Origin of the sequence: Bacillus sp. JJ1533, from assembly GCF_036965045.1 — a bacterium.
In the GTDB taxonomy this organism is placed as follows: domain Bacteria; phylum Bacillota; class Bacilli; order Bacillales; family Bacillaceae_L; genus Ferdinandcohnia.
Genome location: NZ_JBALOV010000034.1, coordinates 1 through 13,501, shown reverse-complemented (window position 1 = coordinate 13,501; position 13,501 = coordinate 1). Strand labels below are relative to the sequence as shown.

The window sequence follows — 13,501 nt, the reverse complement described above, 5'->3', positions numbered from 1 at the left end:
AAATTGATATTTTAATAAATAATGCTGGGATTACACGTGATGGGATGCTAACAAAGCTCTCCCAAGAGGATTTTCAAAAGGTGATTGACGTCAATTTAACAGGTGTTTTTAATTGCACCCAGGCCGTAGTGCCCCATATGATATCAAATGGCAAAGGGAAAATCGTCAGTACCTCATCTGTAACGGGCGTATACGGGAATGTAGGCCAAACCAATTATGCCGCATCAAAGGCTGCTGTAGTTGGGATGACGAAAACATGGGCAAAAGAACTTGGAAGAAAAGGTATCAATGTTAATGCAGTTGTGCCAGGATTTATTGAAACAGGGATGGTTGCAACTGTTCCAGAAAAAGTAATCAATCAAATGAAACAAATGATTCCAGTTCAAAGACTAGGAAAACCATCAGATATTGCAAACGCGTATTTATTTTTATCATCAGATGAATCTGATTACGTCAATGGAACATCGTTGCATGTTGATGGTGGGATTATGATGTGATTTGAACGAGGAGGAGCTGATTTTTTTCGCTCCTTATTTTTTTGCCCAAAATCCAAAACGTAGACCTAAATACAAATCCTTTCAAGTGTAACTTCCATGTAACTTCTATCTTCTATAGTAAGAATAGAATTTAGTAGACGTAAGGAGAGATAGTTGTGAGGTGGGAACTGGATTGGATCGCAAATCGGGCTCGACTATCACCTGATTCGATTGCTGTTGTAGACGGGGAAACGGGCAGCCGCTTTACCTTTCATGAACTAAATAAACGTGCGGAAAACATCGCTTCCTATTTCCAATCAATCGGAATCAAAAAGGGAGATCGGATTGCGCTGCTATCTCCAAATGATATCAGTTATTTCGATTTGCTTTTTGCTTGTGGAAAAATCGGGGCAATCTTTGTACCGTTAAATTGGCGTTTATCAAGTGAAGAAATAGATTATATCCTGACACATTCATCACCAAGTCTAATTGCAATATCAAGTGATTTGGAGGGGCTATTACAGGACAAAATATCTAGGAAAATCGTAAAAATTGATACGGAGGAGTATTATCGATTTGCGAATGAAGCAAGTAACTTCACAAATCACGAGCAGCTTATCAAAGACGATGACCCATTAGCTATTATTTATACAGGTGGAACGACTGGAAAACCAAAGGGAGTGGTCCTTTCCCATCAATCCATTACGTGGAATGGGTTAAATACCATTGTGAGCTGGAATTTGTCGGCGGAAGATGTGACATTAACATATATGCCGATGTTCCATACAGGTGGCCTCAATGCCTTATCTATTCCGATTTTAATGATGGGGGGCAAGGTTGTCATAGCTAAAAATTTCGAACCCAATCGAGCAATCCAAATGATTAATCAAGAGGGTTGTACAGTCGTACTGCTTGTTCCGACGATGTATCACATGATGGTTAACACTCCTTCTTTTAAAGATGTAAAGTTTCCAACCATGCATACATTCTTATCTGGGGGAGCACCATGTCCGTTAGAAATTTACCAAGCGTTTGAAGAAAAGGGTTTGTCTTTTAAAGAAGGATATGGACTAACAGAAGCTGGGCCAAACAATTTCTTTATCGATCCCAAGATTTCAAGATTTCGCCGAGGCTCTGTTGGGAAGGCCATGTTTTTTAATGATGTGAAAATCATTACTTCTGATGGGAGAGAAGTAAAGGCGGGAGAAGTAGGTGAGCTGCTAATTCGGGGAAAGCACGTTTTCCATCATTACTGGAATAATCAGGATGCGACAAACGAGGCGTACCATGATGGATGGCTCCATACGGGAGATCTAGCAAGATGTGATGAGGAAGGCTATTACTATATTGTTGGTCGAAAGAAAGAAATGATCATTACCGGTGGGGAAAATGTCTATCCACTTGAGGTAGAACAATGCATTAGCCAACATCCAGCGATTAATGAAGTTGCTGTAATTGGTGTGCCACATCATAAATGGGGTGAAATGGTAATTGCAGTAGTCTCATTAATCCCAGATCAACAAGTTTCTAAGCAAGAGTTAAAAGAGTACTGTCAAGCAAAAATTGGTAAATACAAAGTTCCGAAAGAGTTTATCTTTGTAGAAGAAATACCAAAAACACATGTTGGAAAGATAGATAAAAACCACTTGCAAAAGACATATGAAAATTTTGTTAGCTAAAAGAAGATAAACGACTGCTATTTTGATTAGTAGTCGTTTTTCATATTTCATGTTTCTTTGATTTGAATTCGTTTACATTCCAAAATGGTTATTCGTGACAAAAGTAGGAGATTTTCGATAAAACGCTAACATTACACTAAGTCTTTTTACCTATCATTCGTGTTTTGTACAAAAAATACGTAAATTTTTAGTTTAATTTTCGTAAATTATATTGACTGATTCCCCCTAAAGAAGTATCTTGAAATCGTATAGGATACTACCAAAAACTATGAAGTAAGGGGAGAAGAGTGTGAAAAGTAGCATAGTAAGAAAATTACTATCGGTATTTTTTGTTTTTAGTTTAATTGTGCCTACTACATTATTAAACTTTGCGCCTTCCGCAAGTGCGGCACAGGCAACTGCTAGTGTGAATGAAGAACAATCATCTTTTATTTCAGTAGCAGAAGCAATTGCAAATAACTCTGGTACTGCTACAGTACAAGGGTATATTGTGGGAACAGTTATTAGTGGAACAAATTATGATCAAGTTGCTCCGTTTACAATTAATACAAATCTTGGTTTAGCAGACGATCCAAACGAAAAGGATCCAGCAAAAATATTACCTGTGCAGTTACCATCAGGTAATGTTCGTGCAGATTTAAATTTGGCAGACCATCCTGAAAACTTCCAAAGAAAAGTAGCAATTACTGGGAACCTTGCAGCATATTTTAGTGTTCCTGGTTTAAGAAGTGCCTCTTCCTACGAATTTCTTGATGGTGACTCCAATCCTGGAGAACCTGAACAACCAACCGTAATCAGCATTGCCGAAGCACGTACTCAAGGTACAGGTTCAGCAACAGTTAAGGGAATTGTAACAGCAACATTAAAAAATACGATTCACATTCAAGATGAAACAGCTGCAATTGCTGTTCGTCCTACTTCATTAAATGTTCAACTTGGAGATGAAATCACTGTAAGTGGTTCATTACAAGAATATAGAGGGTTGTTACAACTGGATACCGCGACCTTGATTGAAAAAACAGAAGATAAAGGCGTGCCAGATCCTGTTGAATTAGCAGGGGCTAATGTGAAAGAAGAAAATGAATCAAAACTAGCTCTTGTTAAAAAAGTAGAATTAATCAATGTTAATAAAGGAAATGGTTGGGCAAATTATACGGCCAAAGCCGAAGATGGTACAGAGTTCTTAGTTCGTGATGAAAAGGGTACATTGGAGTTATCTGTTGGAACTACATATGATTCGATAACAGGTATCGTCCAACAATTTGATCAAGATTATCAAATCATACCTCGTGGACAAGCAGATATCATTGCAGATGCAACAAAGGTTCAGCCAGTTAGTGCTTCCCATCCATCAGGTACAGTTCCAACTGGAACAAAAGTAACCTTATCTACAACTACTGAAGGTGCAGAAATTTACTATACAACTAATGGAACAGAGCCAACAAGTGAAAATGGTCAAACATACAATGAGCCAATTACAGTTGACCAAAATCTAACTATTAAAGCGATTGCTGTAAAAGATGGTTTAACAGCTAGTGATGTTAAAGAATATACTTATCAAGTATACGATGCTGAAGAAATTAATATCCATGATATTCAAGGAGAATCCCATGAATCTCCACTTAAAAATGTAAAAGTAGAAAATGTGAAAGGTATTGTTACATATACCTATAAAATCGGAAGTGGAAACTACTTCCATATGCAAACTCCAGATGACCAAAAGGATAACAATCCGAAGACATCTGAGGGTATTGTCGTTTATACAGGTAACCAAGCAAATGTGAAAATTGGTAATCTAGTAAGTGTGACCGGCACAGTCGATGAGTATCATATCGATGGCTACAATAATACGAAACAAGATACTGACCTACCAGTAACACAAATCAATGCAAGAGATGACCGAGGTGGAATAGTTACAGTAATTGAGGAAACGGTTGAACTGCCGGAACCAATTAAAATTACCAGTGAAAACCTTCCAAATCAAGTGATTGATAATGATAGTTTTGCTGAGTTTGATCCAGAAGAGGATGCAATTGATTTCTGGGAAAGCGTAGAAGGTATGCTTGTCGAAGTCGGAGCAGTTAAGGCTGTTGCACCTCAAGAACATGGGGATCTCATTACTGTTTTAGAGGACAGAGAAACCGATACAATCCATGGTGGTGTTTTATTAACTGAAGATAATGCAAATCCGGATCGTATCCAATTTAAAATGTACGATAATAGTGCTGCTCGAGATTTCCAAGTAGCAACAGGAGATAAGTTTACTGGACCAATTACAGGTGTTGTAAACTATGGATTCCAAAACTTTAAGATTTATGTTGATTTAGAAGATCTGCAATCAAAACATGTTGTTGGTGAAGCAAAACCTGAGACAACAACAATTGTTAAAGAGGAAGATAAGCTTACGATTGCTTCTTATAATCTTGAGAACTTCTCAAATAATACAAAAGAAACCACGGATGATAAAGCTCAAAAACTAGCTAGAGCATTTGTTCAAGATATGGAGAGCCCTGATATTATCGGGGTAACTGAAGTTCAAGATAACAATGGTCAATCTGCTGGAGATGCTGCTGCAAATGAAAGCTATGAACGTTTAATTCAAGCAATTGTTGCTGCTGGCGGTCCTGAATATGAATATTTAAACATTGACCCTATTAATAATGAAGATGGTGGAGCACCAAATGCAAACATCCGTGTTGGATTCTTATATAATCCGGATCGTGTTTCCTTACCAGAGGGCATCTCAGCTGGTGATGCAACAACAGCAGTTGGTTATGAGAATGGTAAATTAACTCATAACCCAGGTCGGATTGACCCAACAAACCCTGCATTTGATAACAGTCGTAAACCTTTAGCAGCACAGTTTACCTTCCAAGGCGAAGATGTTGTTGTTATTGTAAATCACTGGAATTCAAAATCTGGAGACACTCCATTATTCGGTTCAACTCAACCACCCGTTTATGCTAGTGAAGTCCAACGTAAACAAATCGCAAATATTGTTTATGACTTTATAGAAGAAATTAAAGCTGATAACCCTGATGCGAATATCGTATCTGTTGGTGACTATAATGACTATCAATTCTCTGACGCAATGAAAATATTTGAGGGCGAATTGATGACCAACATGATTAACCATGTTGAACAGAGTGATCGTTACACATACTTGTTCCAAGGTAACTCACAAGTATTAGACCATATTGTGGTATCAAACAACTTAGTACGAAGTACTGAAATTGATATTTTACACATCAATGCAGATTTTACCGATATGGCCGGACGTGCAAGTGATCATGACCCGGTAATGGTTCAAGTAGATTTAAAAGACAATTTTGATTTAACTGTTATGCATACAAATGATACGCATGCTGCCTTAGACAACATGCCTAAGACTGTCACAGCAGTGAAGGAAGTGAGAGCACAAAACCCTGAAGCACTTCTATTACATGCAGGTGATGCATTTACAGGGACCTTATATTTCAATGAATTTCAAGGTGCAGCAGATTTAGCGATGATGAACTTATTGGGCTTTGATGCAATGACCTTTGGTAACCATGAATTTGATTTAGGTTCATCGGCTGAAGGACATCAAAAATTAGCCGAATTTATTCAAGGTGCAACATTCCCATTTGTTAGTGCCAATGTGGACTTCTCGAAAGATGATAAGTTCAATGGAATATTCAATGATTCTATTGAAGCTGACTTTAATGATGGTCAAATTTACAATGGAATTATCAAAGAAGTAAATGGAGAGAAAGTTGGTATCTTTGGCTTAACGACAGAAGAAACAGCCGACATATCTAGCCCAGGCTCCATTGTATTTGAAAACTACATTGCAGAAGCAGAGAAAGCAGTACAAGACTTTGAAGCACAAGGTGTTAATAAAATTATTGCATTAACTCACATCGGATATGACGATAATGCAGCAATTGATAATGATTTAATTCTTGCTGAAGAAGTGGAAGGCATAGACATAATCGTAGGTGGCCACAGCCATACAACCTTATCTGAACCTGTAGTTGTTGCAAAAGACGAGACACCAACAGTAATCGTTCAAACAGGGAATGCCAATAGTAACCTTGGTGTTTTAAATGTTGAATTCGATGAAAATGGTGTAGTAATAGGACATGATGGTGGCTTAGTTGCAATCGGCAGTCAAGTGGCTGATCCTGAAGCAGCAGAAGTATTAGCACCATTCAAAGCACATGTTGAAGAGGTAGCTCAAGAAGAAATTGGTGTATCTACTCCAATTGAATTAGAAAATCCTCGTACAAATGGGGATAATTCAAAACCAAGCGTACGTAAAAATGAAACAATTCTTGGAAACTTGATTACAGATGGTATGCTTAAAAAAGCAAAAGAATTCACTGGTGAAAATGTTGTAATGGCATTGCAAAACGGTGGTGGTATCCGTGCTGCTATTAATGAAGGTCCTATCACTGTTGGTGAAGTCATCACCGTTCTTCCATTTGCTAACACATTAGCTACGATGGAAGTAACAGGTGCTGAGCTTAAGGAAGCATTTGAAATTTCGGTAAGTAGATATCCTGGAGAAAATGGTGGCTTTTTACATGTAGCGGGAGGTAAGGTAGAATTTGATTCTTCTAAGCCAGCAGGGGAACGTGTAGTTGAAGTTTACATCGAAGATTCCAATGGAAAACTTGTTGCAATTGATGATAATACTACGTACATCGTTGCGACGAACGCATTCACAGCTAAAGGTGGCGACGGCTATGATGTGTTTGCAAAAGCTTATGAAGAAGGTCGTGTAACTGATCTTGGACTTTCCGATTGGGAAAACTTCCGTGACCATTTAAAGTTCATTGGTAGTGAAGGAATTCCGACTGAAATTGAAGGCAGAATCGTTGATATTTATACAACTCCAGGCGAAGAACCGGAAGAACCTCAACTTGTTGTTGTTTCTCCAGAAGTTGAGAGAGGAAACAAATATGTGGTAACTGCCAATGATTTGAGTGATTTAACAGATGAAGCAACTGTTAGAGTTGAAGTTCCTGCTAAGAAAAATGCAATTTTTGTGTCATTACGTTCCGAGGCTATTGCGAAGCTTAAAGAAGCGAATGCTGAATTAATCGTTTCAAATAGCGTCAGTGAATTTAACGTTTCAGCATCTAAATTGCCAGATGGTGAAATTGAAATTAAAGTGCAGAAAAACAATCGCAGTGGCGCTTATGATTTCACAATCAAATCCGAAGGAAAAGGATTTCAAAAGCTCAATTAAAATAAAAGGCCATAGAACTTGTTTCTATGGTCTTTATTGTGGAGAAAAACAGCGTGTATATCTTAAAAAAGGAAATGGATACGTAATGTTGAATTATTATATTAGTCGATAATTAAGGAGTCATTCAAATGATTACGTATAATTTATTAAAAGGAAAAAAGGTTGAACTTGTAAGATTTAAGGCTGAGGATGTTCAGACAATTGTAAGTTGGTATGAAGATCAGGAGTTTCTTAGAAATTTAGATACGTTGCCATCTTTCCCCAAACATCCTTCAGACTTCAAAGAGTGGATTGAGCAGAAAAATGAAAAAGCATTTGTTTTCGGAATTAAAGAGCTAGCCACTGAAAAATTAGTTGGCTTTGTGGACATTGACAGTATTATATGGCCACATCGAAATGCATGGCTTGCAATTGCAATTGGTGGGGATGGTAACCGAAATAGGGGACTTGGATATGAAGCGATGGTACTTGTTTTAGATTTTGCCTTTCAGGAGTTAAATCTCCATAGAATCCAATTAACCGTGTTTCAGTACAATGAAAGAGCAATCGCTTTATATGAAAAGCTAGGCTTTGTCAGGGAAGGAACTTCGAGGGAATTTTTAGAACGAGATGGAAAGCGTTTTGATATGTATTTTTATGGTCTGCTAAAGCACGAATGGAAAAAATAAACTCAAATCCCCCATAAAATCAGGGGGATTTTCACATTTTACTGTTTTTCAAAGTTTAGGTCCCAAATAATCCCGAATTGGTCCTGTACTTTTGCATATTTAGCTCCCCAGAAAGTATCCTGTAATTCCATGAATACAGTTCCTTTTTCTTTTAAATCATTAAAAGTTTTAGTAATCTCTTCTTCACTTTCAAATTCAATTACGAGGGAGATGTTGTTTCCAACGTTAACCGTTTGGTCTGGAGAGTCATCTGATACCATTAACAAGAAATCATTCTTTTTGAATTTACCGTGGATCAGTCTGTCGTTCGCCCAATCCTGATTCTCATAACCTGCTTTAGCATATGTTTGAACATCTAAAATTTCACCATTAAATATTTCTTTGTAATAGTCCAAAGCTTCCTTTGCATTACCGTTAAACATTAAGTACGGAGTTACTTGACCTTTCATTTGCAAAACACTCCTTTTGATAGATTTGCCAACTATCCTACACTATGTTTTCTATTACCAGAAGAATTCATACTCTGTTGTATATTTTTTCCTTAAATCCCATTATAATTAAATCAAATAAAAAACGCAAGAACAAATGTTCTTTAGGAGGGGTAATGTGAATATCAGAAAGCTTATACCAGAGGATGCTGAGTGCTATTGGAAGCTACGATTAAAAGCATTAACTACGGATCCTGATGCATTTTTAGTTACGTATGATGAGGCAATAAAGAAGGAAAATCCAATAGGAGAATATAAGAAAAGCTTTCAATCTGAAGAAATCTTAACGTTTGGTGCATTTGAAGAAGAACATTTAGTTGGTATGGTCACTTTAGTTCGGGAAACACGTCAAAAAATAAGACATAGGGCTAACATAGTGGCAATGTATGTTGATGGTAATAATAGAGGGAAGGGTACGGCCAAGGCATTGCTAAAAGAAGCAATTAAGATAGCCCGAAATATTCCTGAAATCGAACAACTTTATTTAACGGTAGATTCTGAAAACACACCGGCTAAGGAATTATATAAAAACCTAGGATTTAAAATATATGCAGTCGAGAAAAAAGCAATGAAATATAACGGCCAATATCGTGATGAAGAGCATATGGTATTATTTCTTGAGAAATAATTTTGTCAAAATTTGTCTTGCCAAAAGTAGAGTAGTCACTTATTATTAAATTCAATAGCATATATTGAGAGAATTTCAATTTTAAAAACTACATATTGTGTTTTGCCTTGAGAAAAAGATGCCAATAGGCTTAATAGGGAATCTGGTGGAAAACCAGAACTGCCCCCGCAACTGTAAATGCTGACGAAATGAACATGCCACTGTATAAGCTAACTCCAAGTGGGTACTTATATGGGAAGGGTTCAAAGTAGAATGAAGCATAAGTCAGGAGACCTGTCTTTTTTCTAAAGATGTTTCACCTTCTTCGGGGATTGGGAAGATGAAACGATGGCGACAGGTGGGCTCTTTATTCTTGCTCTCTTGGTGTTATCGTTTCATCCGCTCAATTCAATTGAGCGGATTTTTTGTGTTTTACAAAAAAAAGTTAGGGAGAGAATTACTTTGAATAGCACAATACAAAGGGAATTGGATTCAGTTATACACTCGCTGGATTATGCTGAAAGAACCTATCAACTCGAAACAACTGAAATAAGAAACAAACTGCAAGGAATGAAATTTTCAACATTTGAAGCAAACCAACATGCTCTTTTTTATTCCTTAAACAAAATTGCTATGGATCAGCCCAACTGGACCTATTTAGCGGCACAACTATATTTAAATGAGCTCTATGAGAAAGCAGGAATAAGTCGCAATTATAAATGTGCCCAAAAATACGGCAGTTTTCATGAGTTAATCGAGGAACTAACGAACAAAGGAATTTATTCTAATGATCTACTAGACTCTTATACCAAGGACGAGATTACAGAACTCGGCAAGCATATTGACCCTACTAAAGATCTTCTATTTACATACATCGGCTTATTTTTACTAGCGGACCGATATCTTGCAAGAGATTATGAACGAAATATATATGAACTACCACAAGAGCGGTTCATGATAATCGCTATGACCTTAATGCAACATGAAAAGAGGGAAGCTCGGCTTGAATATGTTAAAGAAGCATACTGGGCATTAAGTAATTTGTATATGACTGTAGCCACTCCTACATTATCAAATGCAGGTAAAAGCTTTGGTCAGCTCTCCTCTTGTTTTATTGATACGGTTGAAGACTCACTTGATGGTATTTATTTAAATAACTGGGATATTGCTAGATTATCAAAAGATGGAGGAGGAATAGGCGTTTATTATGGGAAGGTTCGGGCGCTCGGCTCCGACATAAAAAAATTCAAGGGCAACTCTTCTGGTGTTGTTCCATGGATTCGCCTTATCAATGATACAGCCGTCAGTGTCGACCAATTAGGCCAACGTCAAGGAGCAATAGCGATCTATCTTGATTTATTCCATAAAGATATCATGAATGGTTTCCTTGATTTAAAGACAAATAACGGAGACGAACGAAGAAAGGCTCATGATATTTTTACAGGGGTATCCGTTCCAGATTTGTTTATGAGAAAGCTACAAGAAGTGGATGAAAACGGGAGGAGTATTGGAGAGTGGCATACCTTTTGTCCACATGAAGTAAAGCAAATCATGGGATGGAAGGATGAAGACGGAAATCCATTAGGGCTCGAAGATTTCTACGATGAAACGGATGAAAAATATTTCACTTTAAAATATATGGAAGCTGTCAATCATCCACTTTTACCGCGTAAGTCCTATCGGGCAATGGATGTAATGGCACGCATCATGGTTGCGCAATTAGAAACAGGGACACCGTATATGTTTTACCGTGATGAGGTAAACCGGCAAAACCCGAATAAACATCTTTTAGGTAAGGGACGAACTGCGATTTTTTGCAGTAATTTATGTACGGAAATTGCTCAAAATATGTCAGCAACAGGCATTACGAAGGAGTATGCAGATAAAGAAGGAAATATTGTAATCATTCGAAAACCAGGTGATTTTGTGGTTTGTAACCTTTCTTCTATTAATCTGCCAAGGGCTTTTCAGGAAGATGTACTTGAACGCTTAGTTGGTATCCAGGTAAGAATGCTTGATAATGTCGTCGATTTAAATACTATTTCGGTTAAACAAGCAGATATCACCAATAAAAAGTTTCGTGCGGTTGGATTAGGAACATTTGGCTGGCATCATCTTTTGGCACTAGAGGGGATTTACTGGGAATCAGAAAAGGCTGTTCAATTTGCGGATAAGCTCTACGAAGATATTGCCTATTATGCGATTAAAACCTCGATGGAGCTTGCAAAGGAAAAAGGCGCTTATTCCAAATTTAAAGGGTCTGAGTGGGAAACGGGAGTTTATTTTACAAGAAGAAAATATGCTTCTGCACGTTGGAACAAGCTTAAAGAAAAGGTTTCTCAAAATGGGTTAAGAAATGGTTGGCTCATGGCGGTTGCTCCTAATTCATCGACAGCGAAAATTGGTGGGTCTACCGATGGGATTGATCCAATTTATGCAGCTGAGTATGCGGAAGAGAAAAAGAATTTTAAGTTTAAAGTGACCGCACCTGATATCAATCATAAAACCTATGAATTTTACAGGAAAGCACGTCATGAAGTAAATCAAATGTGGAGTATTAGGCAAAATGCAGCACGCCAGCGTCATATCGACCAGGGCATTAGCTTTAATCTGTATGTTAGACATGATATTAAAGCAAAGGATCTCTTGCAGCTCCATCTAGAGGCTTGGAGTCAGGGATTAAAAACAACTTATTATGTCAGAAGTACATCCCAAGCAGAAATTGAAGAATGTGAACTATGCCACAGTTAAGGGGGAATAGAATTGATGACGAAAAATCAGCCATTAACAAAAATAAAATTATTTAATCCGGAGTTTCCGAATAAATCAACAGGCATTATTAATGGGGAAACCTCGGGACTATTGAATTGGAATGATATTGCATATCCACAAATGTATACTTTGTATCAAACCTTGCTATCGAATTTTTGGAAAGCACAAGAAATTAATATGCAAGATGATATCAAACAGTGGGATCAGTTAACTTCTACTGAAAAGGATGTATTTTTGCGAATAAACACTCAGCTTGCATCGTTAGATAGTTTGCAAACACCTACAATGAACCAGGTTATGGATTATGTAACGGATTCAAGTTTTAAAGCGATTTTTGCAGTGATTTCACAGCAGGAGGCTGTTCATAATGAATCCTATTCCTATATATTGAGTTCACTAGTACCTTTGTATGAACAAAAGGAACGTTTTAATCAGGCAAAGGATGATCCAATTGTTCGGAGAAGAAATCAGATAATTCTTGAATCTTACGAGGGATTCAGGGAACATCCGACTCCAGAAAATCTGTTTAAGCTCGCCATCAACTCGATTAACCTTGAAGGAATCTATTTTTATGCAGGTTTTGCTTTTTTCTATAATCTTGCAAGACAGCAAAAAATGCTGAAGACGAGTACAATGATTAGCTATATTCAAAGGGATGAAATGCAGCATGCGTATTTCATCGCTCAATTTGTACGAATTCTATTATCAGAGAACCCGGAACTAAACACCGACGAAAACAAGGAATATGTCTTTAAAGCAATCGGGCAGGCAGTGCAGCTAGAGAAAGAATGGGCACACTATATATTAAAAGATATTGAGGGAATTGACTTAAACGAATTTGAAGGATATGTAGAATATCTTGCAAACAAAAGACTTCGCCAGCTTGGGTTTCAAAATTTATATGAAGAAAGGGAGAACCCAATGCCATGGATTCAGGTGTTTAGTGATGAAATGATGAATGATACCAAATCTGACTTCTTCGAACAAAAATCACGAACGTATACCAAAGTATCCCAGTCCAATGGGTTTGATGAGTTATAAGTATGAAGGTTGCAATTGTGTATACATCGATTACAGGAAATACAGAGGAAGCTGTGAAAATCGTCAACGATTATATAGGTAAATACACAAACAATTGCTCTATCTTTCAGGTTGAACACTTTCCTCTTCATGAATTGGAATCATTTGATGTGATAATCATTGGAACCTATACATGGGGAAATGGGGATATTCCTGTTGAAATGATGCAGTTTTATCATGTCTTTGAGAATATTTCTAAAAAGGAGATTGTAACAGGCGTATTTGGCACTGGAGATCAATGTTATCCTCATTTTTGTGGGGCTGTTGATGATTTTCGAGATATGCTTTATGTTCATTCTACCTTAGCTGCAACGTTAAAAATCGAATTAAGGCCGCAACGTATAGATGAACATCGGTTTGAGCGTTTTGTTGAGGTTGTAATGGAGCGGATAAATAGTAAAAAGGGTATAGCTGTTTAAAATGTACCCTATAGAATAGACACTTAAAAAAAGTGCTCTTTCTATAGGGTATTTTTTACAGAGAAAATACATGGAG

The 13,501-nt window shown here is 37.3% G+C and carries 9 protein-coding genes and 1 riboswitch; of the genes, 8 read left to right on the top strand and 1 reads right to left on the bottom strand.

Going from position 1 to position 13,501, the window contains the following annotated elements:
* The 4 genes from V7138_RS17580 to V7138_RS17565 all read left to right on the top strand — a co-directional run.
* Positions 1–497 (top strand): SDR family oxidoreductase (locus tag V7138_RS17580; protein WP_335399736.1); only part of this gene is annotated, 497 nt, incomplete at its 5' end.
* A gap of 155 nt (positions 498–652) precedes the next feature.
* A complete protein-coding gene (locus tag V7138_RS17575; RefSeq protein ID WP_335399734.1) occupies positions 653–2,155 on the top strand; it encodes an acyl-CoA synthetase in 1,503 nt (500 codons plus the stop codon).
* Between the two features lie 289 nt (positions 2,156–2,444).
* Positions 2,445–7,391 carry a 5'-nucleotidase C-terminal domain-containing protein gene (locus V7138_RS17570; protein ID WP_335399731.1) on the top strand — a complete coding sequence of 1,649 codons (4,947 nt, stop codon included), beginning with the start codon at positions 2,445–2,447 and terminating at the stop codon, positions 7,389–7,391.
* Between the two features lie 128 nt (positions 7,392–7,519).
* Positions 7,520–8,059, top strand: a complete 540-nt coding sequence (locus V7138_RS17565) for a GNAT family N-acetyltransferase (protein WP_335399728.1) — start codon at positions 7,520–7,522, stop codon at positions 8,057–8,059.
* Positions 8,060–8,097: 38 nt separating this feature from the next.
* Here V7138_RS17565 and V7138_RS17560 read toward each other — a convergent pair whose 3' ends face one another.
* Positions 8,098–8,508, bottom strand: coding sequence for a VOC family protein (locus V7138_RS17560; RefSeq protein WP_335399725.1), 411 nt, complete (start codon positions 8,506–8,508; stop codon positions 8,098–8,100).
* A gap of 157 nt (positions 8,509–8,665) precedes the next feature.
* Between V7138_RS17560 and V7138_RS17555 the strand changes: the two genes are divergently transcribed.
* The 4 genes from V7138_RS17555 to V7138_RS17540 all read left to right on the top strand — a co-directional run bounded on the left by V7138_RS17555 (position 8,666) and on the right by V7138_RS17540 (position 13,425).
* Entirely contained in the window at positions 8,666–9,175 is a 510-nt protein-coding gene (locus V7138_RS17555) for a GNAT family N-acetyltransferase (RefSeq protein WP_438824375.1), read from the top strand.
* Between the two features lie 99 nt (positions 9,176–9,274).
* Positions 9,275–9,470: riboswitch (cobalamin riboswitch) on the top strand.
* A gap of 32 nt (positions 9,471–9,502) precedes the next feature.
* Entirely contained in the window at positions 9,503–11,905 is a 2,403-nt protein-coding gene (locus tag V7138_RS17550) for a ribonucleoside-diphosphate reductase subunit alpha (protein ID WP_438824374.1), read from the top strand.
* Positions 11,906–11,920: 15 nt separating this feature from the next.
* On the top strand, positions 11,921–12,967 hold the full coding sequence (locus V7138_RS17545; RefSeq protein ID WP_335399739.1) for a ribonucleotide-diphosphate reductase subunit beta: 1,047 nt from the start codon (positions 11,921–11,923) through the stop codon (positions 12,965–12,967).
* 2 nt (positions 12,968–12,969) lie between these two features.
* Complete coding sequence (locus V7138_RS17540; protein WP_335399717.1) at positions 12,970–13,425, top strand: flavodoxin domain-containing protein; 456 nt, start codon at positions 12,970–12,972, stop codon at positions 13,423–13,425.
* Positions 13,426–13,501: the final 76 nt, after the last annotated feature.

What these genes read in the sequence shown, in the direction of transcription:
- V7138_RS17545 (WP_335399739.1), top strand. Translation starts at nt 11,921, where the DNA reads ATGACGAAAAATCAGCCATTAACAAAAATAAAATTATTTAATCCGGAG.
- V7138_RS17560 (WP_335399725.1), bottom strand. Translation starts at nt 8,508, where the DNA reads ATGAAAGGTCAAGTAACTCCGTACTTAATGTTTAACGGTAATGCAAAG.
- V7138_RS17565 (WP_335399728.1), top strand. Translation starts at nt 7,520, where the DNA reads ATGATTACGTATAATTTATTAAAAGGAAAAAAGGTTGAACTTGTAAGA.
- V7138_RS17540 (WP_335399717.1), top strand. Translation starts at nt 12,970, where the DNA reads ATGAAGGTTGCAATTGTGTATACATCGATTACAGGAAATACAGAGGAA.
- V7138_RS17550 (WP_438824374.1), top strand. Translation starts at nt 9,503, where the DNA reads ATGGCGACAGGTGGGCTCTTTATTCTTGCTCTCTTGGTGTTATCGTTT.